The following is a 21,218-nucleotide window of genomic DNA, read 5'->3' on the forward strand; positions in this document are numbered from 1 at the left end:
CGTATCGCTAAGGTTAATCCATCTCCCAGAGACGGCTGCACCTCCCGCGGAGCGGGTACCACATCGCTGCGCGATGTGCAAGGGGCGCGGTCGCTGCGCTCCCTTCGCCCACGCGGAGCGAGTAATCCCACATCGCTGCGATGTGCAAGGGGCGCGGTCGCTGCGCTCCCTTCGCCCACGCGGAGCGCGGACGTCTCCTCCGCTGCGCTCCTGGAGGCAGTGGGGCCGGCCGCTGCGCGCCCGGCTGGCCGCGCGGTGCGCGGCCGGTGATGGGGTGCCAGGTGCGGCTAGTCGGGCCTCCAGTGCGGGCTTGGGGAGCGCGGGGTGCTTGGGCGCTTGCTGCGTTTCCCGCGACGGTCCTTCCGGCTGCGCCTCTAGTCCCTTGGGGCCCGCTGGCGCGGGCCGGCCTGGCTGTGAGGGGTGGGGGTCTCGCCGTCGTGTGGGTCGAGTGGAGCGCATACATCGGGTTGATGCAGCATGTACCGTTGGCGGAAGCACGGACACCCCCGCGTCATGGGCGGGGCACGCCTTTGGATAAACGTCATGCCGCATTTTACCCAATCACGCGAGGAATCACGAATTGAGGAGTTCCGGACCCGAGCCACAAAACGGTACCTCAGAAATCGGAAAGTGTGAATTCCGGCGTGCGGAGGTGCCGGAGCCGAACGGCCCCTCGGGCCTGGGCGGCGGAACCCGCCACGGAGGCCGGCCCCTCCTCCTGGTGCTTGTTCGTCACGGTCGGCATCACCGAGACTCAGCGCCGCTGATGCCGCCTACGGTCTGCGCGGGGCCACGTGCCGGTATGCGAAGCTGCCTCAGCCGACGAGGGGTCCGGCCGGCGCCTGCGGGTCGACCTCAGCCACCTAATACTTACGCAGATCAAGAACCCCCTGGTCAGCGGCCTGCGCATTCGGCGATCTGTCACCCAGGAGGTACACAACGACTGCGATGTGTACCTCCTGAGTAGTCACATCGCAGGCCGAATGTCAGCCAGGCCGACAGTTTTGGGCTCGAAACGTTAGCCAGGCCGACGTTCGCGACGCCGTTCCGTCGAGCGGGTCTGTCGTCGCATGCAGGGGGAGATCTGTCCCCCCTGGGGGGACACAACACGCCGGAATGTCAGCGAGGCCGACATATTCGTCAGGCCCTCGCTGACAGTACTGCTGGCGTCAAGATCAGCGGAGTGGAGAGCAGCCTCGTGTCACCCGAGCCACAGCGCCGTCGTCCCGCACCAAAGCGCGCACTGCGGCGCACGGAGCTGCCCCTCGGTGAGGAGATCCAGGCGTGGTCCAAGCCGGTTGAGCCGGTTGAGGACCTCGACTCGGTCGCTCGCCGCTACCCCCGCCGGAAGCTCTCGCTCAGCAGCGAGCGCAAGCCGATGGAGTTCTACGACACCCCGGAGCGCCCAAGGCGTTCTCCATGGACTCGCTGGAGTTCTTCCAGATCGCGCAGTACTTCCGCGAAGCCCTGCCGCTGCGGCTGATCCTGCTGCTGATCGCATGCCAGAAGGCCGGCGGGCAGATCCGGCTGACGCAGGAGGAGATGGCGACGGTTCTGGACGTGCCCCGCGCGAAGATCAACGAGGCGCTCCAGGAGATCATGGGCCATGGCATCGTCTTCAAGGTGCGCCGCGGTGTCTACCAGTTCAACCCGCCCTACTCGTACCGTGTAGCGGAGTTCATCCCGGGCACGGAGCTGGTCGAGGCTGAGTACGTGCAGGTCGACCAGGACAAGATGATCGCGAAGATCCGTAGGGACGAGAGTCTGCCGGATCTGGTGCGGTTTCCGTCGCTGGAGCACATGCGCGAGGCGATCGAGGAACTGCGGAAGAAGCGGGCCGAGGACCGCGCTGCACGCCGGGTGGCCCGTGCGCAGCGCCAGGAGGAGGGATCAGCCCAGTGAGTACCTTGAAGTGGTCGGCGACCAGATGCCGACGGTCTTCTCGCGGACCTGGACCTGCCGCCTGCCGCCTATCGTGCGCTACTGAAGCTCCGGGCGCGCAGCGAGGCCGGCGGTCACATCTCGATGGATCAGGCCACCCTCGGTGAGTTGCTTGGGCTCAGCCGTCCCAGCGTGAACGCCGCGCTGCGGGAGCTGGAGCTGGCCAAGCTCGTCAAGAAGGTCCGCAACGGCGCCTACCAGATCAACCCGATGCTGGCCGGCTACAACACCCCCGAAGACGCCCTGGACGCCGTCAAGACGATGCCCAAGGCGGACCGGCTGGACAGCAAGACCTACGTTGCGGACTACCACCGGGCTGTCGCCGCCTATCAGGACCAGCTCGCCGAGCAGCGCAAGAAGCGGGCGGCCGCCGCCGCTGCCAAGAAGGCCGCGGCCGCCAAGAGGCGCGGTTCGCTGCACGCCGTCGGCTGACCCGGCCGGCCCTTCGTACAGACATCGGCGCTGCGCCCTCCACGGGTGCGGCGCCGTCGCGTTCCCGGTGTCGACACCGACACCGAAGGTCCCCGTCTGGGTGGACAAAGGTCCCCCCCATACAGGGCCAAACCGATCGCCATCAGCTCGGCTGGCGTAGCGCGGGCAGCAAGTAGGCGGTAGCACCAGGTAAACCGGTTTGTTCTGGTTCTCCAGAACAAGAGCAGGCGGCCTACTCAGCGCGGACGACCTCACGATGCGTGCGAAGGGACACGTGATGGCTTGTACTCAGCGACAGTAACCGGCTGGCCGTTCACGATCTTCTGCAGGGCATCTGGGAATGGATCCGCAAAGTCGAGACCGATCGAAAGCAGATCGCCGCGAAGGCAAGCCATGTGGGTCCTGACGCGCTGGAGGCGCTGGTCCTCTGGATACCGGCAGTACACCTGGGGTACGGACGGGCCAGGGATGGTCGAGCGCGGGGAGACGCTGAGCACATCACCTTCGAGGCCAACGCTCAGGCGGAAACCTCGCTCACCGATGGACTTACTCCAGGATGTGCCCTCGAGAGCGTTGACCGTGTGTTGGAGCGCGGCATGGGCGCGGCGGCGCTTGACGCTGTTCATAAGCCCTGTCCTACCAGGGCTGTGGCGCCCGGTAGGGGAACTCGATGCCGAGCTCCGCGAAGGGTCTCAGGCCGTGCGATGCCGGTGGCGCTGCTGCAAGACCTCGCTGCACGGTGAGACGGTCCTGCTGCACGTGCAGCACCCGCCCGCTGACTGGACCGTGCGAATGCTGCGCTGCGCTGCCCTGCGCTGCCTTCGGAGCCACCTTTGCGCAGTCGTGCAGCACGACCAGGAGCACGGGCAGCACCAGGGGCAGTGCAAGGGCAGCGGGCGGCTGCTACACCTCGATGAAGGCGACCACGACCACGGTCTGCAAAACCGAAACCCAGTACAAAATCCGGACGCGCTCGATGTCGTCGGCGTACTGGCGCAACCGGGGGCCGGCGGCGGTGCCCGGGATCGGCTCGCCGATATCGGGGTCGACGGAGACGACGACCAGGGCGCGGTCCAGGGCGTGGATGTCCGCCTCGCTGGTGATGTTCTCCAGCTGCTTGGCGGCGGAGTCGGAGAAGGCGATCCGGGCGCGGCGCGGGCCGTGCTGCGGGGTCATCAGGCGACGGCCGGGCGCTGGGCGGCGAGGCGGGTGAGGTGGGCCTCGCGCAGCTCCTCCCACGGGGTGCACTGCTCGGGGTCGGGCAGGCCGTTGGTGGCGATGTCCTCCAGGACGGCGGCGAACCGGTCGGCGTCGGCGCGGGTCTTGGCCGCGTACGCGCGCACCGCGTCGGCGGCCGCGGGCTCCAGCTGCCGGGCGGCGGTGTCGGCGGGGGTCGGCTGTTCGCTCATCGAGGACTCCAGAAGGCAGAACTGGCGTGTCTCACCACGGTATCGCCGGGGGGAAGGGGCAGGGGCCACTCCGGCGGAATCCGGCAGCGGATACGGACCGTAGTCGGGGCGGGAGGGGTGTCACGCTGTTCGGCGCGAGGTCGGGATTCGGGGGTTGGCACCGTGGTTGCGGGCCAAATCGGCAGCGTGACACCTCAGCGTGACAGCCGGATCAGGGGTGCGACTACACCCCGAGCGTGACAGCGTGACAGCCACCCTCGGTGATCGCGGCGGCGTCCGGCGGCGAAGGCTGCTCAGTCATCTTCCGGAACGTCCGGCACCAGGTCACGGTAGGCCTGACGCATCGCGTCCAGCGCGGCGCATCGCGCCACGATCGCGTTCATCTCCTGGGCCAGGTCCTGCGCCCTGCCGGACAGTTCGTCACCGCTGTACAGAACTCTTCCGTCACAGAAGGCCCGGAGCCTGTCCGAGAGCCTCATCAGGGCACCGGACAGGTTCGCCGTGCGCAGGTCGATCTGTTCGTACTTCAGGTGCAGGGTGTTGTCGGCCACGCCCTCATGATGTCCGGCCTGTGCCAGGCGCGGCGGGTGATCCCCAGAACGCGCCCGGAGCGGGCCGCGAGTGCGGCGCTACGAGCGGGCGCGGGCGAGGAACGCGGCGAGGGCGCCGGCGGCTTCGGGCTCGGTGGTGGCGATCCGGGCCGCGAACGCCAGCTCGCCGACGTCGGCGCCGGGGACTAGGCGGGCGAGTTCGGTGAGCAGCGCGGCGTGCGCGAGGACCGGAGGCGTCAGAAGGCCGGCGGCTTCCTCTCGGGCGGCGGGGTCGCGGTAGTGCCCGAGGTGCGTGGCCAGGGCGTGCGCGAGAGGCGTCGACGTCGCCCTGGATGTAGCCGCCGGCTCGCCGGGTGAGTTCGTTCCGGACGGCTTCGTCGCCGTCGCGGGGCTCGGTCTGCTCCAGCGTGCCGAGCTCGCGCAGCGCCTGGAGCTCGTCGGCGCGGGCCGCGATCCGCATCGCTTCGCGCAGCTCGGCTTCCCGGACGGCGGCGGCCGCGGCGTCGGCGGCGAGCTCGGCCGGGACCGACGACGTCGCCCCGCGGGTCGTACACGTCGTCGGTCCCGGCGAGCAGCTGCGTGATGCGCGCCCACTCCGCGAGCTCCGCCGGCCCGCGCTCGTCGTTCGCTAGGTCCTCGTGCCGGGAGTCCTGCCGGGCCTTGAAGCGGGCGTCCTCGAGCGCGGCCGCGGCCTCCGTGTGCGTCATGCCCCGGGCGCGGCGGCGCACCGAGCCGCGGCCCACCTTCGCCTGGTCGACCGGGGCGGGCGCGGGGCTGCCGGGGAGAGGGCGGCGCGGTCGCCGGGGTGCGGGAGTATTCATCCGGGGGCCTCGCTATTTCATTGCGGAAAAGGGGTCCGGCCCGCCGCCAGAGCGCTCCGTCGGCGGGCCGGACCCCAGGTATATAGAAGGCGGGGATTGGCCACTGCTAAAACGACAGATTGATGTATCTGACCGATGTGAAATCGGCGCGCAAGCCCTGTGCGCGCGTGCCCCACTCGGTGAAATACGACTCCGTTATGGCCTCCGCGACGATGGGTTGAAGATCTTCCTCCGTCGCGCCATCGTCCCGGGCGGCAAGGATCTGAGCCACGTACGTGGGTGAGATCGGTGTGCTGATGTACCGCACACGGCCGTCGTCCGAGCTGCCGTTCGCGGTGAACCCGAAGTACGCCTCGCACTCCACCCACATCCCGCCGGAGGTGGCCGCGCGCTCCCTCGCCTGCGCCCTGACCTGCGGTTGCCACTCGGATTCGGTTTCCCTCACCAGGGCTTCCTGGAGCTTCTTCTGTGGGGTCTTCAGCTTCCCGACACGGTAGCGCTCCACCGTGCGCCGGGAGGTGCCCAGACGCTCGGCGAGCTCCTTGGTCGAAGCCTTCGTGCGCGTGAGGAGGAATTCGACTTTAGCCTTGGCGGACTGCGGGATCTTCCGGGTGAAGACAGCGCGTTCCGCGCGGGCCAAGGCGTCCAGGACCTTGCCCCGCGCGGCGGCCGGCTGCTCGTGTTCTTGGGTCATGTCCGCATGCTCGGGCGCGGAACCTGTGGACAGAGGCCAGGCGTTCGGGCGGCTCAGGCCAGCGCGGTGCGTCCTGCGTCCGTGGCCTCGACCAGGTCCGGCCGCTCACCGTTGGCCGGCTGGACGACCCGCACCAGGTTCTTCTGCCACAGCGAGACCGACGCCCCGTAGAGCGCGAACTGCTCCTCTGCCCACGCCAGGCGGACCGGGTCGTCCTCGGGGGCGTGCACCTCGGGCGGGACAGCCCGGTTGAGGGCGGGGAAGAACGTGGACATCGCAGCCGGGGCAGGCGCCTGGGAGACGGCGTGCAGCAGGGCCCGCTCGTGGGTATTCAGCTCCATCGCCTCAGCGTAGAGGGCGTGCCACCGGCGAGAAGTTCGCCGTGCCCCCGGAATGCCGTGAGCCCCGGATGACGGTCCGGCGCTCACGGTTTGTTCGGGATACGGCCTACAGCTGGAACCCCAAGTCGAGCACGTCGTTGATCTGCACTTCCTGGAGGGAGCCGGCGCGGCGGCCGCTGTCCTGGAAGTAGACCTCCTTGAGTGCTTCGGCGGTGAGTTCGCGCAGCCGGTCTTCGGTGGCGCCCTGCTCCTGGGCGTCGAAGAGACGGGCCGCGTGCTGGGGCGGGAGGGCGACGGTGAGGTGCCGGATACGGTCCTCGTCAGTGGAGTCCATCGGCGCTCCGGCGTAGCCGAGGCGGGCGTGGACGTCGATGACGATGCCGCCGGTCGTCGCTGCCTTCTCCTTGGCCTTGGCCCGGATCTGCGGCTGCCACCGGGCCTTCACCTCGCGCTCCAGGCGCGCGGCGAGGTCCGGGCGGGGCTTCTTGATCTGGTCCTTCACGTACCGCTCGACGGTGCGCTGGGAGACCCGCAGCATCTGGGCCACCGCCTTGGTGCCCTTGTACTGCTTGACCAGGTAGCGCATCTGCGCGCCGGCCGACTTCGGCGCGGGGCGGGTGAACGCCTTCGCCACGGCCTGGTTCAGGCCGTCCCCGAACTCCTTGTTCATCGCGCTCCCTACTCCCCGCTGTCCTTGTCGGTGACGGTGCCGTCCTTGATGTACCGGGCCAGGTTGAGCTCAGGTGCCTGGAACTGCTCCCGGACGCCCTCACCCCACAGCGTGGTCTGCGTGCCCTCATGCTTCACCAGGCCCGGGTTGACCCCGAGCTTGAAGCCGCCCGGCAGCGGCTTGCCCTCGCGGTAGGGCAGGAAGTCCAGCGGGCTCGGTCCGTCGGCCGCGTAGACGACGCAGTCGGACAGGATCGCCACCGGGTACTGCCCCGTGAACGCCGCATGCTTGACGATCTTGCGGTGCAGGTTAATCCGGGTGCGGGAGATGACCGCCGCGCGGATGTCGGGCCGCCACGTCGGACGCTCCAGGGCCCGCCACCGCTCACCGGACGTCCAGCCCTCGCCGCGGGGCCGCTCGCGCAGCTTCCCCAGCCCGCCCTTCACCGTCGCCTTGACCGCGCCCACGACGATCGCCATCTCCGGGTCGCGGCCCTTGTAGCCGTCCATCGCCGCGAGGAAGTCCTGCGGGGAGAGGTCGGCGTCGACACCGAGGTCGGCCATCGTGGTCAGGTAGGCGTCGCGCAGCCGCGTGTACCAGCCGTCCAGGTAACGGCCGTTCTCGTACCGCACGTACGCCTCGGTCGGCGTCACGTCGTACCCGAGCTCCTGGGCGTAGGCCACGGTCGGCGTCGCGTACCAGGCCGGACCCGTCGGACGGTCGCCCTTCGGCGTGAACGGGGAAGGCAGCAGCGCACCGTCCAGCTCCACCCACTCCTTCCCGGCCTTCACCCTGGAGAGGTCAACGTGGCTCAGGTCCACCAGCCACGAGCCGGGCAGCTTCGGGTCGAACACCGGGTTCGTGACGTGCGTCGGCTCGCCCAGGCCGACGACCAGCCCGTTCGCTCCGGCGGCGAACGCCATGTTGACGTCCAGCCCCACGAGGTGACTGCGCATGCATTCGGCGTCGGTGAGCGGGCGCGCCCAGTCGTACGCCTCCTCGAACAGCTTCTCGCCGGGGCTGCGGACGTGGAAGCGCGGCAGGTCCTTGAGGAGCGGGTGCCCGTCGGGGGCCTCGCACGGCGCGCAGTCCACCGGGTCCACGCCCAGGGAGCCGGGCGTCTTCTCGTCGGCCCGCCGCAGAACGCCGGTCTCCTCGTCCCGCACGGCGTGGGTCGGCGGGTGCAGGGCGGTCATGAGCTCGAGGCCGGTGACGGCGGTGGAGCCGCGCGGCGTCATCACCCTCGACGCGTACGCGCCCAGCACTCGGGCGAGCTCCGCCGGCGGAAGCTGAGCGGCGGCGCCCCAGAACCGGGCGTCCAGCGCGTTCCACGAAGGGATGCACAACTGCACGCACTGGCGGTCGGAGCCCTTGGCGGGGCGGTAGATCCGCGCCCACGGCCCGAAACCCCGCTTGGTGAGCTGCCAGTCGGCGCGGGTCAGCTGCTTGATGACCTTGTGGCCCTCCGGGATCCGCCCGGCGATCCGCTCCTGTTCGGTGAGGGCCACCGGGAGGCCGTAGCGCTCGCACGCGGCCTCGGTGAGCACGATCAGCGGGTCGGCCGGCCTGCCCGGCCCGGACAGCTTCGGCTGCCCGAGCTTGGCCTCCTTGAGAGTCCAGTCGACCAGGGACGGCAGGGACTTGGCGGGCACGTCCAGGACCAGGCCGCCGATGCAGTACGCCAGCACCTTCCCGTCCTCGACATCGACGACCGCCAGCGGACCGTTCTCGAACCGCGGGTCGGTGCCACCCGCCGGGGTGTTGGCCGCGGCCGCCTTCTTCGCACCGGGACGGCGCGACGTCGACGTGCTCCTGGCGGTGCTCGCCGGACGCGGCGCGGCCGCCGGAGCAGCAGGGGCGGGGGCAGGGGTCTGGGTGTTCTCGGTTGCACTCATGGGCGCTGCCTCGGACGCCTCCCCTGCGGACACGGTCCGGGCTTCCGCCGGTGCGGGTGCGCCGGTGAACGTGGCGGGCACCGGGGCCGGGTAGAGCTCCGCGAGCTGCTTGAGCAGTCGCGCGTACGCCTCACGCTCCGGGCCGCGCGGCTCGGTCAACTTCTTCGTCGACTCCCAGGCCGACACCGTGGCCCGGCGCACCTTCAGGGCGCCGGCGACGTCGTCCAGCGTCAGACCGTGCGCGACCCGCAGCCGCTTGCGCTCCTCCGCCGACGGCAGAGCAGAGCGGGACGCGACCAGCGCGTCGACCGCGTCGAACATCTCGGACATGGAACACCTCCTGACGCAGACCCTACCCCATGGACCGTAAAATTCGCGCCCTTTTACCGTACAAATGCCGTACGATAGGTGTTCGAGGGATGGGAGTTGCGATGGGAGACAGGGATGTCGAACCGGTTGTCCTGGGCCATGAGCGGCACAACGCGATCCTGGCGTCTGAGATTTTGCCGACCTGGACCAAGGACGCTGTCTCCCAGGAGCAGCCGGTGGTGCTGGTGGTTGCTGGGCCGCCGGGCAGTGGCAAGTCCACGCTCTGCGCCCTGCTGATGGCAGTCCTCAACCGGCGGGGCGGGGCGGTGTTGGTCGGCCGTGACCTCTACAAAACAGCTCACCCCCAGTACGCCGCTCTCCTGAACGCCGACGAGCGCACCGCTGGTGTACGCGTCCGGCCGGATGTCCTGCGCTGGCAGGCCGAGGTCGAGGCCTTCGTGCGGCACAACCGGTTCGACGCAGTGGTGGAAACCCCGTTGGCCGACCCGGACGAGGCCCGGGCGATGGCCCTCGCCTACCGGGCAGCCGGCTACCGCGTCGAGATCGTGGTCGTGGCCGAAGCACACGCCGTACTCCAGCTCAGCACTCTGGACCGGTACCTGGCCAGCGAGGAAGGCACCGGCCGGTACATCTCGTGGGACAACCTCGACCGGTGCGTCAGTGGCTTGCCGCAGTCGCTTGCGGTCATCGAGGCCGAGCACCTCGCCGACCGGATTATGGTGGTGCGACGCGACCTGACGGTGCTGTACGGCAACGAGCTGGCCGAGGACGGCACTTGGCGGTCCTCGATGGGCGCTGACCGGGCGCATGCGGCGGAACTGGCCCGGCCGTGGACGGCTCCAGAGACCTGGCAGTTCCGCCGCCAGGCCGCCAGCGTCGAACACAGGGCGCACCCGCTGGAGAGCTCTCCGGAGCGGCGCCTCGCGGCGGTCGGAGGGCTGGAGCGTGCCCATGCGCTGGCCGAGCCGGTACGCCGCATCGCCCAGCCCCTCACGGTGCCACCCGGCATCGACTACCACCGGCTGTCCGCCGACGAACATGACTTTGTCTTCAACGAGCTGATCGTCCCTATGTACCTGAGCAACATCACCGCTCAGGACCAGCCGGTGACGCTGTACGTCATGGGCCCGCAAGGCGCGGGAAAGACGTACACCGCGCGGATGCTGCGCCGTGCGCTGCGCCACCGCCGGCCCACCCGGATCGAGGGCGGCATGTTCAAGGCACTGCACCCCGACTACCGCCAGCTCCTGGCCGAGCATCCGCGCACGGCCTCGGCCCGGATCAGGCCCGACTACCGGGCATGGCAGGAGATGGCCGAAGACCGGGTGCGCCAGCGCCGCGGCGATCTGCTCATTGAGATCGCGCCGGACAGCGTCGAGCATTTCCTCGCCAGCGCACGCCGCGACCACCGCGCGGGCCGCCGCGTTGAGCTGATCGTGCTGGGAGTGCGTGCCGCGGACAGCCGGCTGGGCACCGCGACCCGGTGCGCCAGCCTGGCGCGCCTGGGCGTGAACCCCCGGTTCACCGCGAGCGCGGCCCACGACGTCACCTTCAACGTGGTCGTCGACGCCGTCCGCGCGGCCGAGCGGGAACCTGGCACTGTCAGCTCCATCTCGGTCATCCGTCGGGACCTGACTGCCAGCTACCGCAATGAGCGTACGGCTGGCGGCGCGTGGGCAGCCCGGTCCCGGGCCGGGGACGCGCTGGTGGCGGCCCAGCACCGGCCCTATATGGCAACCGAGGCGGCAGAGTTCCTCACCACCCTGCACACGGTGCAGCGCGAGCTTCCGCAGTACCGGGCGGATCTGGTCGAGATCGCAGCCCTCGCCTGGCCGCTGATGCCTGCCCACCTACAGCCGCGCATCCTGGCCTCGACCATCACCGCGGCGGCCCTGCCCGTGCCGGTCCAACAGGGCCCTGGCTACTGGCCTTTGAGCTCTTGGGCGCGGGCGGCGTAGCGGGCAGCGATCTCGTCCACCTCGGCGGGGCCGGCGTCTTCCAGGGCCTGCTGATCGGCAGCGCACGCGGCCAGCTCCGCTTTGAGACGCTCCATACGCTCGGGGTCGGGCACAGGTGCGCGCCGCTCCTTCATGAGCTGCTCCGTGTACAGATTGATGACGTCCTGTGCCAGGTGTTCCACGGCCTCGGGGTTCACGTGCTCAGACAAAAGGGTGTCCTTGGGGTATTGGGGTCATGAGGCGCCATTGTCTCTGGCCCCAGGACCCTGCGGCCCCGGGCCGTACTGAGGCAAGGAGCGGCGAAGGCCGCGACCGGGCGAGGCAGGATCCGGCCCGTCAACGGCCGCTCCCGGTCGGATCCGGGCGGGGGATGCCGACGCGACACCGTGCGGCATAGGTTGGTCCTCATTGATCATCAGGGGGGACCGATGGCCGACCTTCGCGCGCTGTTCAGCTCCAACAACCCGTCCGGCTTCGACGTCGATGAGGCGTTCACCAACCGGCAGGCGCAATGGGAACGCGTGGCCACCGGACTGCAGGAGCACCTGCGCCGGGTGGCCGAGCCGTCCTTCAACGTGGAGGACCTTGAGGCACCCCGCACCAACCTGACCGTCTTTCACGGGGTGGGCGGCGTCGGCAAATCGACCCTCCTGCGCAAGATCGAGGCCGCGCTCACCAGCGCTGAGCAGCGGCCCGCCCAGTGGGGCGCCCCGGTCTGGACGGCCCGTCTGCTGCCGGTCCGGATCGACCTGGCCCACTCCGCGTCGACCGGCTCCGACTTCGAGCGGGTCGTCCTGTCGATCCGCCTCGCGCTCGCCGGGACACTCGGACGCCCGCTGCCCGCCTTCGACGTGGCTCTGCGCCAGTACTGGGAACACACGCACCCCGGTGAGCCGTTGGACGAATACGTGCGGCGCACCGGCCTGATGGGCAAGGTCTCCACGCTGCTGCCCGGTCAGCTCCAGGGCGCGGTCGGCGAGGTCGCCGGCGCGCTCCAGCTTCCCGGTCTGGTCGGCTCGGCAGCCCAGCAGGTCACCGGCGCCCTGGTCCAGGCGCTGCGCGAGCGCCGCGAACGCGCCCAGGCCCTGGCCGGCGCCACGCGGACCGCGGCCCTGCTGGAGGCCACCCCCGACCTCGAAGCCCTGTCCTACTACCCGCACCTGCTGGCCTGGGACCTGGCCCACCTGCCCGCGAAGAAGCGGGTCACGCCGGTGGTCCTGCTGGACACCTTCGAGGACACCGCCGACCGCCACCGCGACTTCGAACGCCTCCTGCAGCGCCTGGTGTGGCTCCTTCCCAACGCGTACTTCGTCATCAGCGGCCGCTCCCGCCTGCCGTGGGCAGATCCCGCACTGCACGGGCAGCTCGACTGGACCGGCCCCGCCGCCTGGCCCGGCCTTACCGACGGTCCCGGCAGCCGCCAGCACCTGATCGGCGACCTCTCCCCCGAGGACTGCGACAACTACCTCGCCCGCCGCCTCATCCACGGCGGGCAGCCCCTCATCAGCCCCGGCATCCGGGCCGCGATCACCGCCCGGTCCCACGGACTCCCGCTCCACCTGGACCTCGCGGTCGGCCGGTTCCTGGAAATCCGCCGCACCCGCGAACCCCTCCCCCCGGACTTCGACCACGCCTTCCCCGCCCTCCTGGCCCGCGTCCTGTCCGACCTCACCCCCGAGGAACGGCACCTGCTGCGCTCGATATCGCTCCTCGATGCCTTCGACCTGGACCTGGCCACCCAAGCCGCCGGCCTGACCCACCAGGCCCCTGCCCGGCGCCTGATCGAACGGCCCCTCGTCACCGAGAACCCCTACGCCCTGTGGCCCTACCACCTGCACCGCGCCATCCGTGCGGATGTCCGCACCGACGACCACGGTGACGACCGGTGGACCGACGCCGACTGGCAGCAGGCCGCCACCCGCGCCCTGGCCGCCCTCGGCAACCAGTGGGCCACCACCGCAACAAGCCCCGGCATCAGCCGGCCCCTGCTGGTGGCCTGCCTGCGCCAAGGCCTGCGCCTGGCCCGGGAACACCGCCTCAGCGACCTGGGCTGGCTCACCGACGCCGCCTTCGCCTACACCGACGACTCCGTGTGGGAGCCCCTCTCCCCACCCGCCCGCGACCCGTCGCAGGGCGCTGGTGATCCCGGGCTGGACACGCCCGCCGACGCCCTGGCCGAGCTCCTGTCCGCGATCACCCGCCGCCAGCACGAGCACCGTCAGCACACCGCCGACCGCCTCACGGCCGTCCTCGACACCGGGCTGCTGCCCGCCGAACTCACCGAAATGGCCTGGTACTACCGGGCGAAGGCGCACAAAGATCTCGCCCGCAACGACGACGCCCGCACCGGCATGCAGCACGTTGCCGATGCCGACGGGCGCCTCGCCCCAAAGGCTCTTCGGGCCCTGGCCAATCTGGCGCGCCTCGCCGGCGACTTTCCCGCCGCTCTGGCCGCGGTTCCCGCGCTGGGCTGGGAAGGCCGCCACCACCGTGTCCTGGGCGACGTCCACTGGTCCCACGCCGACACCACCCAGGCCGTCGAAGCCTTCGATGCCGGCCGCGTGGAAGCGGAGCAGCACGGAGCCGTCGGGGAACGCGCCATGCTCCAGGTCCGCATCGCGCTGGCGCTCTCCTTCGCCGACCCGCAGCGCGCCGATGACGAACTCGCCCTCGCCCACCAGCTCCTGGACGGCCTCGACCAGCGAGCCAACCGCCTCCTGGCCCACATCGCCGCCCTGATCAAGGATGCCGGAACCGCCGGTGTCACCGACCGCGCCGAGCAGCTGCGCGCCGGCATCGAAGCGGCCGGACTGCCCTACCTCCAGCGGTTCCTGGAACTGGCCCTCGCCTTCCACCATGCCGTCGACAACGACACTCAGGCCCTGGGCGCGACCATCGACCGCCTCCACACCCTCACGGCCAGCGGCGACTTCGCCTACTTCACCGATATCGCGCACTTCGTCGCCGCTCTCCCCCGGCCGCCCGGCTCTACCGTCCGCTGGCTGGGCGGACCTGACGCCGCCCGCACGAGCTGGCGACGGCTCGTCACCACCCGGCAAGACCTTCTGGAAAGGGGCAGCCGCCCGTGATCGCCATGGCCCTCTACACGCTGGCATGCTGGGGCGTGACGGCCGCCGTCGCCTGGAGATGCTGGAAGAAATGGCGCCGCGGCGCCGACCAGCTCCGAGCCGGACAGTGGGACGCCCTGTCTCTCACCCTGCTCGTCATGGTGTTTCCCACGATAGGAACGCTGGGGCTGCTCCACGTCGGCTCCAGCGTCACCGGCGCGGCCAGCACAGCCCTGCTCCTGGCGAGCGGAGCCTGCTACATCGCCAGATCCGTTGCCACCCGGCGGGCTGACACCGCGACACGCACGATCCGCGCCGGCCTCGGCCTGCCCGTCGCCCGCCGCCTCCTGCGCACCAGCACCGTGGCCGCCCTATGGCTCACCGCCGCCTTCGCGACCATGCTGCTGTGGATAGCCATCGCGGCCGTACGCGCCCTGGGCCACCGCCAGCAGATGACTGCGGCCGAACCGCAGACCACGGTGGCGCAGACCAACGGCCACGCGCTGACCGCCGCGCTCGTAGTCATCGCCGTCGGTGCGCTGCACTGCCTCATCCAGCAATTCCGTCACGGCCGGGAGCAGCAGCGTGTACGCGCTGTCGAACAGCACTACCTCACTGCGAAAGACTGACCTCCACCCGGGCCCGCGGACATGTGTCCGATTCTCGGCGAAGGTGGCGAGCGTGACTTCCACTCGCACCACTTTCAGTGAATCCCGCTACGCGGGTGGCCCGTTCGGATTTCTAGCGAACCAGACACGGTCCGCAGTCTTCCACCGGCGGCCCCGGCGGGACAGCCCCACCGGGGCCGAGCGAGGAGCTACGGCGGCAGGAGACGCCGACATGGGTGATGGCCTTCCTCCCCGGTCCGGCGTTGAACCGCGTATGACCCACCCTTACGAGCAGGACCTCGGCGCCCTCTACCTGACCACGCTCCGGCCCACCTGGACGACAATGACGCCGCACTGGCGCTGATCGCGCACTGCCCCGACATCAGCGCCGCCCGGATCAAGTACGGGCTCGCGTGCCGCCATTTCGTCGCGACGGGCGACACGAGCCGGATCGACGCCTACTTCAATGCCGCGGACATCGGTCCTGACCACGAGTTCGACGCCGGACTGGTCGCCTTCGCACGCCGGGAGGTCGAGCGGATGCGGATGCTGGAATGGGAGATCACCGGAGTCCACCCGAGCGACACCGACCCCGACACTGAGTGACCCGCCACGCCCGTAACACACACGTGGGGTTGCATGCATTGCACGAGCGTTCCTATTGCACGTCAGCGGCTCCCGCGTCACCTGGGGACCGCATGAGCCCAGGGGCCCCAATACCGGCAGCTACCCACCACGGTCAAGGAGCGTTGTTCAACAGGCGCTCCTGGAGGAACCAAATAGGACCGGCCGTCATCAGCCCCCAGGATCTACAGGACCCATTCCGAGGCGGCGCCGGCCGGTCCGTGTGGAAGGCGGCGCGGTGACGGGCGCCTCCACCCAGGTGCTCCCCGCGGCCCGTTCGGCGGCGGAGAGAGTGCGAGGGTCTCGGGGCGGTGGCTCAGGGAGGTCTCGGCCGGCACCCAGCGGGCGGCGGCGCGGCGCGCTCATCGGGGAGGACTAGCTGGCGTCGGGGCGCCGGCCGACAAGCTCGGTGAGCAGGGCGATGATCTGTGCCTGGCTCTGGTCGATCTTCTGCTCCAGACCGCTGACCGTGCTCGTCAAGTTGTCGACCTTCTGGTCGAGGTTGCTGACCTTGAGCTGGAGCGTGGTGAGCTCGCTCTTGATGATCCCGAACTCGCGGACATTCTGGTCCTGGGCCAGCTCGTGGCGCCGGGTCAGGGCAGCGATCTCGCTGTGGGCGATGGGGTCCTCGGGCACGCGGGTACTCCTGCCAGATCACGAAACCGCAGATAAGAAGACCCCCACATTACCGCGCCCGTCCCATACGACCGCTGTCCCCTATCGCCTCCTGCTGCAGGACGGGCTGTCCTGTGCCACACGTTGAGCGGTTCCGTTCACCCGGCATGGAGGATCTCGTTGCGCAGTGCGCGCAGCAAGGCCAGGGCGTCCTGGTCGTCGGCGTCGGTGAAGGCGTGGATCGCCAGGAGGATGGACCGGGCGATCAGCTTCGCGGTGGCGGGGTCGCTGCCGGCAGGAACGGCCTGATTGTGCAGGGCGTCGGTCAGGACGAAGACGATGCGGGCCATCGGATCACTGTTGATCTCTGCGACCAGCCGACCCGTTTCGTCGCGGTCCATGGTGGCGTCGATGCCGAATGCGGCGATCAGGATGCGGTGGAGCGTGTGCTGTCCGTAGGCGGCGAGCAGCATTGGGAGTGGTCGCTCGCCGGCGCCGCCCGCCAGGACCGCGAGGGCATCGTCGTTGTCTCCGACGACGGCCTCCAGCGCGGCCAGTGCCCGTAGGTGCTCATCGTCAGTCAGCTCAAAGTCCATGGCACCGCACGGTAGGCCAGCATCAAGGGGCAGGCGGCGGCATTCGCCGCGAAACCACACTTCAGCGTCTGGAACCACCGGCAGCCATCACTCACAGTGCAGTGTCACGTTCAGGGAGCCAGGGGCACAGGGCACGGGCGCCGCTCTGAGCTCAGGCCCAAGGTCTCCCATGCGGAACCCTCCCCTGTAAACGATCTCGACGGTGCCCCTAACCTACAGGGAATTGGCGAGGGCGGTCAGGCCGATGGTCGCCGTCTTGTGCCGCCGCCGCTTCCGTTCATCGGGATCAAGGTTTCCAGGTGGGCACCTTTGACCCAGACTCCCAGCAGATCGCGGTGGAGAGCCACGATGTCCTGACGCAGCGCCAGGCCGAGGGCGGCCTTGGTGAAGGTGGGGCAGGTGGTGACGAACAGGGCGACGTCCGCGCCGTGTTCGAGGCGGGCGGTGCCGACGAACTTCTGCATGTCCTGCGAGCCCACGCTCCGGTGCGGGGCGTACTTTTTGACCTGGACGACCAGTTTGCGTCCGTCGGCCAGGTAGCCGACGACGTCCGCGCCCAGGTCGCCGCTCTTGCCGCTGACCACGACGTCTCGGCAGCCGTCCCGTCGGCACAGATCGGCGACGTACGTCTCGAACTCCTGCCACGACAACGCGTCGACCTCGGCCATGGACAACTCCCGTGCCCTGGCCTCCTCCTCCGCCCGCCACGCGCGGTCCTGGCCGACCGCGCGACGGTGTGCCCTCAACAGCGCCCATCCGGCGCCGCCGACCACGGCCGCGGCGAGCACGGCCACCAGGACGGGCCACACCACCGACCAGTGCCCGGCGACCCACACCATGGCGGCCAGTGCCACCACCGCGCCCCAGCCCTGCATCTGCCTGCGCGTCTTCTTCTTCAAGCGCTGGCGTCGTTGACGTGCCGCCATCAGTTCCCCACTCCCAGGCCCGTGCGGGGGCTCATCGGCCGGCCTGGGTGACGCCGCTCGCGAGCTGTCCCAAGATGTTCAAGATCCCCTGGCCCGCCGGGGTGGGTGCGATCAGGACGCCCAGCGCCAGGACGATGACGACGGTCAGCTTCTCGTCGAAGCGGCTACGGGCATGCGTACGCCGCCGCAGCCGCCAGACGACGATGACTGCGAGCAGCAGCGTCACGTTGATGGTCAGCAACCGTCCGACCTCCCCCACACGACCGAGCACCACGCGGGGACGGCAGCCCGTCACCCCCCAGCCTCCTTATGTAGCCGGGCCTCAGTGATGTGGGGGCCGGGTTACCGACGAATGGCACGAAGCCATCGGACCTGGCCGAATACCGCAGCTGGCTGATCGTCCCGCTGACACGGCCTCAGCCCCCGTGGCAGGGTGCGGTGATCGGATCACCGAAACGGCAGGGGGCTTCCGTGGAATTACGGACGTGGAACGGCTTGGTCGGCGTCGCGAAGGAGACGTACACGGCCTCGCTGGGCGAGGGGGTCGTGCCGCGCCCGCTGATGATGCCGCTGGTGCGCGGCGAGCTGGTCGGGCTGATCTGGGTCCGCCCGCTCAAGGTCGGTCAGGACGCGCTCGCCGGGATCGCGGAGCTCGCGAACATCGCCGCGGCGGCCGGCGCGGACGAGGTCGTCCTGGCGTGGGAGACGCACGACGTCGCCACCGGCTGCGAGCTGCCGATCGTCGGCCCGGCGCCGTGCCTGAACATGGTGCTCGCCACCCGCGACGGGCACGTCCTGCACCAGTTCCCCTACAGCGAGCAGCTCCTGTCCCGCAGCCCCGAGGGCTGGGCGTCGGTCGCCCCCGACTGGAAGCCGGCCCCCGCGCCGCAGCCCGGCGGCGAACTGGTGCCGCCCATCCAGGCCGCGGTGAACTTCTCCTTCACCCCGATCGAGCTGGACCACCCCGACCCGTTCGGCGTCACCGTCGTACTGATGGAAGAGGACGGCTACCGCATCAGCCTGACCGAAGCATTCGCCCGCTGATCTGCCCTGGCGGTGCCGCGCTGGACGAGAAGACCCTCACTCACTCCGGCAGGTCCTCGGAGGTGGTCAACCGCCGGGTGTCCTGCAACTGGCCGAACTCAAAGCGCCAGGCGAAGGTCAGGGCTGTGAGGCCGACGGCGAAGAGGGTCGGCCATAGGAGCCATTGCGGGGGCCAGTCCGCAGGCCAGGGGCGATCAATCATGAAGGCATTCGCGGTCGTCAGCCCGATCGCGAAGAGCGGCGCGACCCAGGCGAACAGAGCGGAGCCGTACTGGCGGCCTCCGAAGCCGCTCGCGATGCTCAGGTGCAGGAACACGTTCATGGGAACGAACAGCCACAGGACCCATCCGTCGTGCCCGATGCCGTTCTTGAGTGCGGCAGCGGCGGCAACGGCCCCGACCAGCGTCAGGTGGCCAAGACCAAGAACGCCGACGATGTAGCGGGTGACCCAGCCCACCTGTGGTTTCACCAGGACAAGGTGAGAGTCGGAGGCATGCGCGGATAGGGGTGGCTCCGGGGTCGGCTGTCCCGGGGCGTCGGCCCCCTGGGTGAGGGGCGCACCGATCAGGTCCTCCAGGTCGTCCCTGTCGGCGGCTGTCCGCTGCTGGGCTTCGCGGATGAGGCCGGCGGCCCACTGGTAGGTGTCGGGGTCGGCGTCCGGGTCCGCGGCGCGGTCGGCGACGGCGTGTTCGAGGCCGCTGAGCCACTGGCGGGCCTGATCGGTGCCGAGTTCAGCGGTAATCGTCTGGGCCGCGAGTGGGAGGAGGTGTTCTGGGTCGGCGGCGACGGCCCGGTGGGCGCCTGCGGCGAGGCCGGGCTGGTCCTGGGCGGTGCGGGCGACGGTGCTGAGGGTCTGGTGGCGCTGCTCGGTGGCGAGGGAGTCGTGCTGGAGGAAGGCTTCGATGAACTCCTCGCCGCTGTCGGTCTCGACTTCGGCGAGCCAGGCGGCGGCGAGCGGTTCGCCGACAGCGCCCCAGTGGGCTCCGTCGGTGGCCGGGTAGGCGGCGGTCAGGACGTCGTCGAGTGCGGCCAGCTGGCGGGCGTCGGGAGGGGCGGTGATCCCGTAGCCGCGGTGATGGACGTCGAAGCCGGCCCGGACGGCGGCCCGGCCGTCCTGCGCGGTGCGTGCTCCGGCGAGGAACTGGGCGGTGACCAGGGAGCGGAGCAGCTTGTCATCGGCGATGCCTTCGGGCAGGCGGGCTTCGGCGACGCGCCGCACGTACTCCACTTCGTTCGCGAGGAGGACCTCCATGGGGTGATCCTTCAGGGCGAACTCGGGGTTGGCATGGGCCAGCACGTCGGCGAGCGCGGCGATGTGGAGGTAGATCACCGGTTGCCCGGTGGTGTGCTCGAGGTCGGCACCGTAGAGGCGCGGTGCGTCGGCGACGACACGGTCCGGCCAGGAGTCATCGCCGTGTCCGGCCTGCTGGAGCAGCCGGATGCGGCGGGCGAAGGCCACCTTCGCCTCTACGTAGATGTCTTCCGGGCTGTTGCCGTCCAGCGCACCGTCGGGCGTGAGAGTGAAGGCGTGCCCGATGGGGCCGACGCTCCGGGTACGCAGGTGGCGGCGCAGCGCCGGCCACCAGGTGTCGTGTCCGCGGGCCAGGAGCAGAACCCGGACGACGCCGCCCTCGTGTGAGGCGGCCAGGGCCGCCATGAGGTCACGGATCTGGGGGAGGCGGGTTTCCGCGAGGTCGACGGCCAGGAGCAGCGGGTAGTGGGCCGCGGCGAGGACCTGGTAGTCGGTGTGACTGGGGTGGTCGGCGAGGAAGCCCCCGCTCCACGGCCGCTGATCGCCCGAGCCTGCGGTGAGCCGGTGCAGCACCTCGATGAGGAGACGGGATTTGCCCGTGCCGCCCAGCCCGGTCACGGCGGCGACATCGATACGGTCCGTGCTTTTGCACCACTGCTCGATCTGCCGGACGAGTCCGCTGACGCCGGTGAGGTCCGTGACCTGGGAGCGTGGATCGAGCAGGTAGGTGGAGGACAGTTGAGGGTCGGGGACATTGTCCATCAGCGGCCGCAGATCGGCGGGCTGGAGGCTCGGAGCCATGCCGGTGTGGGCGGCGACTGCGGGGGCGAAGCCGTCGGCGGCCAGCAGATGCGAGAGCGGCACCACCATGAGGATCCGGTCCCACTGGCGGTCGACGAGGCGGGCGAGGCCGATCAGTACGCCGTTGCAAAAGACCCCGGCGCCGGACAGCCCCTGCCAGTTCTTCACCTCGGTCGGCACGGCTCTTTTGACTTCGAGCCCGTACAGCTTCGAGCGGGATCCGGTGTGCGGGGCGATGGTGCCATCTACCGTCTTGAGGTCGTCGAGGCGCTGCTCAGAACGAGATGAGGCCCGGCGGTGCATCGCCTTGGGGAACCCCGTCATCGAGCACACGGGGCGACGGTCGGGGTAGTCACAGACCAGCTCGCCCCAGCGCACGACGCCCAAACCGGCTCCGACCAGAGCACGGTCGGCCTTCAGCAGCACCGCGTCCAACCCGGCGTTCTCCCACACCACCGTCGCCCCGGTGAAGTCGGCGCTCACCGTGTCCCGGACGGCGACGACACTGCCTTCGCCGGGCAGGGCAACGTGGTAGGCGGTGAGCACCAGGCCGGGCGCGATCAGGCAGCCGGTCCCGTACGAGCCCTTGTGCTGGTTGATGACTTCGACGGTCCGCAGAACCACTCCCGCCGCCGCCCTCGC

The 21,218-nt window shown here is 70.0% G+C and carries 22 protein-coding genes; 8 read left to right on the forward strand and 14 right to left on the reverse strand.

Annotated elements, in window-relative coordinates:
• The first annotated feature begins 1,419 nt into the window (after nucleotides 1-1,419).
• On the forward strand, nucleotides 1,420-1,902 hold the full coding sequence (locus tag ABR738_RS00980) for a hypothetical protein (RefSeq protein ID WP_350228008.1): 483 nt from the start codon (nucleotides 1,420-1,422) through the stop codon (nucleotides 1,900-1,902).
• Between the two features lie 81 nt (nucleotides 1,903-1,983).
• Nucleotides 1,984-2,373 (forward strand): helix-turn-helix domain-containing protein, encoded by a 390-nt coding sequence (locus tag ABR738_RS00985; RefSeq protein ID WP_350228144.1) that lies wholly within the window; start codon nucleotides 1,984-1,986, stop codon nucleotides 2,371-2,373.
• A 251-nt stretch (nucleotides 2,374-2,624) separates the two neighbouring features.
• On the opposite strand, the gene ABR738_RS00990 is transcribed toward ABR738_RS00985, so the two are convergent.
• The 4 genes from ABR738_RS00990 to ABR738_RS01005 form a co-directional block, all read right to left on the reverse strand.
• Nucleotides 2,625-2,999, reverse strand: a complete 375-nt coding sequence (locus ABR738_RS00990; RefSeq protein ID WP_350228009.1) for a hypothetical protein — start codon at nucleotides 2,997-2,999, stop codon at nucleotides 2,625-2,627.
• A 277-nt stretch (nucleotides 3,000-3,276) separates the two neighbouring features.
• A complete protein-coding gene (locus ABR738_RS00995) occupies nucleotides 3,277-3,549 on the reverse strand; it encodes a hypothetical protein (RefSeq protein ID WP_350228010.1) in 273 nt (90 codons plus the stop codon).
• Nucleotides 3,549-3,782 carry a hypothetical protein gene (locus tag ABR738_RS01000; RefSeq protein ID WP_350228011.1) on the reverse strand — a complete coding sequence of 78 codons (234 nt, stop codon included), beginning with the start codon at nucleotides 3,780-3,782 and terminating at the stop codon, nucleotides 3,549-3,551. The genes ABR738_RS00995 and ABR738_RS01000 overlap by 1 nt, the downstream gene beginning before the upstream one ends.
• Before the next feature lie 293 nt (nucleotides 3,783-4,075).
• Nucleotides 4,076-4,333: a hypothetical protein gene (locus ABR738_RS01005; RefSeq protein WP_350228012.1), complete on the reverse strand. Its 258-nt coding sequence runs from the start codon at nucleotides 4,331-4,333 to the stop codon at nucleotides 4,076-4,078.
• A 36-nt stretch (nucleotides 4,334-4,369) separates the two neighbouring features.
• Here ABR738_RS01005 and ABR738_RS01010 point away from each other — a divergent pair, with 36 nt between their 5' ends.
• On the forward strand, nucleotides 4,370-4,522 hold the full coding sequence (locus ABR738_RS01010; RefSeq protein ID WP_350228013.1) for a hypothetical protein: 153 nt from the start codon (nucleotides 4,370-4,372) through the stop codon (nucleotides 4,520-4,522).
• 103 nt (nucleotides 4,523-4,625) lie between these two features.
• Complete coding sequence (locus ABR738_RS01015; protein WP_350228014.1) at nucleotides 4,626-4,916, forward strand: hypothetical protein; 291 nt, start codon at nucleotides 4,626-4,628, stop codon at nucleotides 4,914-4,916.
• 344 nt (nucleotides 4,917-5,260) lie between these two features.
• On the opposite strand, the gene tpg (ABR738_RS01020) is transcribed toward ABR738_RS01015, so the two are convergent.
• The 4 genes from tpg (ABR738_RS01020) to tap all read right to left on the reverse strand — a co-directional run bounded on the left by tpg (ABR738_RS01020) (nucleotide 5,261) and on the right by tap (nucleotide 9,084).
• Entirely contained in the window at nucleotides 5,261-5,848 is a 588-nt protein-coding gene (gene tpg / locus ABR738_RS01020; RefSeq protein ID WP_350228015.1) for a telomere-protecting terminal protein Tpg, read from the reverse strand.
• A 53-nt stretch (nucleotides 5,849-5,901) separates the two neighbouring features.
• The gene (locus ABR738_RS01025) at nucleotides 5,902-6,189 is read right to left on the reverse strand and encodes a hypothetical protein (protein WP_350228016.1); all 288 of its coding nucleotides are present in this window, start codon (nucleotides 6,187-6,189) and stop codon (nucleotides 5,902-5,904) included.
• A 106-nt stretch (nucleotides 6,190-6,295) separates the two neighbouring features.
• On the reverse strand, nucleotides 6,296-6,859 hold the full coding sequence (gene tpg, locus ABR738_RS01030; RefSeq protein WP_350228017.1) for a telomere-protecting terminal protein Tpg: 564 nt from the start codon (nucleotides 6,857-6,859) through the stop codon (nucleotides 6,296-6,298).
• Between the two features lie 8 nt (nucleotides 6,860-6,867).
• Nucleotides 6,868-9,084: a telomere-associated protein Tap gene (gene tap, locus ABR738_RS01035; RefSeq protein WP_350228018.1), complete on the reverse strand. Its 2,217-nt coding sequence runs from the start codon at nucleotides 9,082-9,084 to the stop codon at nucleotides 6,868-6,870.
• Between the two features lie 101 nt (nucleotides 9,085-9,185).
• On the opposite strand from tap, the gene ABR738_RS01040 reads away from it, so the two are divergent.
• Nucleotides 9,186-11,042, forward strand: a complete 1,857-nt coding sequence (locus tag ABR738_RS01040) for a zeta toxin family protein (RefSeq protein ID WP_350228019.1) — start codon at nucleotides 9,186-9,188, stop codon at nucleotides 11,040-11,042.
• Here ABR738_RS01040 and ABR738_RS01045 read toward each other — a convergent pair.
• The gene (locus tag ABR738_RS01045; RefSeq protein WP_350228020.1) at nucleotides 11,006-11,251 is read right to left on the reverse strand and encodes a hypothetical protein; all 246 of its coding nucleotides are present in this window, start codon (nucleotides 11,249-11,251) and stop codon (nucleotides 11,006-11,008) included. The two genes, ABR738_RS01040 and ABR738_RS01045, sit on opposite strands and share 37 nt — an antisense overlap.
• Nucleotides 11,252-11,470: 219 nt before the next feature.
• On the opposite strand from ABR738_RS01045, the gene ABR738_RS01050 reads away from it, so the two are divergent.
• On the forward strand, nucleotides 11,471-14,131 hold the full coding sequence (locus tag ABR738_RS01050) for an ATP/GTP-binding protein (protein ID WP_350228021.1): 2,661 nt from the start codon (nucleotides 11,471-11,473) through the stop codon (nucleotides 14,129-14,131).
• Nucleotides 14,128-14,739, forward strand: a complete 612-nt coding sequence (locus tag ABR738_RS01055; protein ID WP_350228022.1) for a hypothetical protein — start codon at nucleotides 14,128-14,130, stop codon at nucleotides 14,737-14,739. The genes ABR738_RS01050 and ABR738_RS01055 overlap by 4 nt, the downstream gene beginning before the upstream one ends.
• 978 nt (nucleotides 14,740-15,717) lie before the next feature.
• Here ABR738_RS01055 and ABR738_RS01060 read toward each other — a convergent pair.
• From ABR738_RS01060 to ABR738_RS01075, 4 genes are all read right to left on the reverse strand, one after another.
• Nucleotides 15,718-15,978: a hypothetical protein gene (locus ABR738_RS01060; RefSeq protein ID WP_350228023.1), complete on the reverse strand. Its 261-nt coding sequence runs from the start codon at nucleotides 15,976-15,978 to the stop codon at nucleotides 15,718-15,720.
• Nucleotides 15,979-16,115: 137 nt separating this feature from the next.
• Nucleotides 16,116-16,553: a hypothetical protein gene (locus ABR738_RS01065; RefSeq protein WP_350228024.1), complete on the reverse strand. Its 438-nt coding sequence runs from the start codon at nucleotides 16,551-16,553 to the stop codon at nucleotides 16,116-16,118.
• A gap of 236 nt (nucleotides 16,554-16,789) precedes the next feature.
• Nucleotides 16,790-17,428, reverse strand: a complete 639-nt coding sequence (locus ABR738_RS01070) for a restriction endonuclease (RefSeq protein WP_350228145.1) — start codon at nucleotides 17,426-17,428, stop codon at nucleotides 16,790-16,792.
• An 82-nt stretch (nucleotides 17,429-17,510) separates the two neighbouring features.
• Nucleotides 17,511-17,720 carry a hypothetical protein gene (locus tag ABR738_RS01075; RefSeq protein ID WP_350228146.1) on the reverse strand — a complete coding sequence of 70 codons (210 nt, stop codon included), beginning with the start codon at nucleotides 17,718-17,720 and terminating at the stop codon, nucleotides 17,511-17,513.
• Nucleotides 17,721-17,950: 230 nt separating this feature from the next.
• On the opposite strand from ABR738_RS01075, the gene ABR738_RS01080 reads away from it, so the two are divergent.
• Nucleotides 17,951-18,523: a hypothetical protein gene (locus tag ABR738_RS01080; protein ID WP_350228025.1), complete on the forward strand. Its 573-nt coding sequence runs from the start codon at nucleotides 17,951-17,953 to the stop codon at nucleotides 18,521-18,523.
• Between the two features lie 40 nt (nucleotides 18,524-18,563).
• On the opposite strand, the gene ABR738_RS01085 is transcribed toward ABR738_RS01080, so the two are convergent.
• A complete protein-coding gene (locus ABR738_RS01085; protein ID WP_350228026.1) occupies nucleotides 18,564-21,200 on the reverse strand; it encodes a serine protease in 2,637 nt (878 codons plus the stop codon).
• Nucleotides 21,201-21,218: the final 18 nt, after the last annotated feature.

This window comes from Streptomyces sp. Edi4 (assembly GCF_040253615.1).
Lineage (GTDB): Bacteria > Actinomycetota > Actinomycetes > Streptomycetales > Streptomycetaceae > Streptomyces.

Bases quoted from the DNA above. Each gene is read 5' to 3' on its own strand.
- tpg (WP_350228015.1), bottom strand. From the start codon at position 5,848: ATGACCCAAGAACACGAGCAGCCGGCCGCCGCGCGGGGCAAGGTCCTG.
- ABR738_RS01050 (WP_350228021.1), top strand. From the start codon at position 11,471: ATGGCCGACCTTCGCGCGCTGTTCAGCTCCAACAACCCGTCCGGCTTC.
- ABR738_RS01025 (WP_350228016.1), bottom strand. From the start codon at position 6,189: ATGGAGCTGAATACCCACGAGCGGGCCCTGCTGCACGCCGTCTCCCAG.
- ABR738_RS00990 (WP_350228009.1), bottom strand. From the start codon at position 2,999: ATGAACAGCGTCAAGCGCCGCCGCGCCCATGCCGCGCTCCAACACACG.
- ABR738_RS00995 (WP_350228010.1), bottom strand. From the start codon at position 3,549: ATGACCCCGCAGCACGGCCCGCGCCGCGCCCGGATCGCCTTCTCCGAC.
- ABR738_RS01065 (WP_350228024.1), bottom strand. From the start codon at position 16,553: ATGGACTTTGAGCTGACTGACGATGAGCACCTACGGGCACTGGCCGCG.
- tpg (WP_350228017.1), bottom strand. From the start codon at position 6,859: ATGAACAAGGAGTTCGGGGACGGCCTGAACCAGGCCGTGGCGAAGGCG.
- ABR738_RS01040 (WP_350228019.1), top strand. From the start codon at position 9,186: ATGGGAGACAGGGATGTCGAACCGGTTGTCCTGGGCCATGAGCGGCAC.
- ABR738_RS00980 (WP_350228008.1), top strand. From the start codon at position 1,420: ATGGACTCGCTGGAGTTCTTCCAGATCGCGCAGTACTTCCGCGAAGCC.
- ABR738_RS01000 (WP_350228011.1), bottom strand. From the start codon at position 3,782: ATGAGCGAACAGCCGACCCCCGCCGACACCGCCGCCCGGCAGCTGGAG.
- tap (WP_350228018.1), bottom strand. From the start codon at position 9,084: ATGTCCGAGATGTTCGACGCGGTCGACGCGCTGGTCGCGTCCCGCTCT.
- ABR738_RS01070 (WP_350228145.1), bottom strand. From the start codon at position 17,428: ATGCAGGGCTGGGGCGCGGTGGTGGCACTGGCCGCCATGGTGTGGGTC.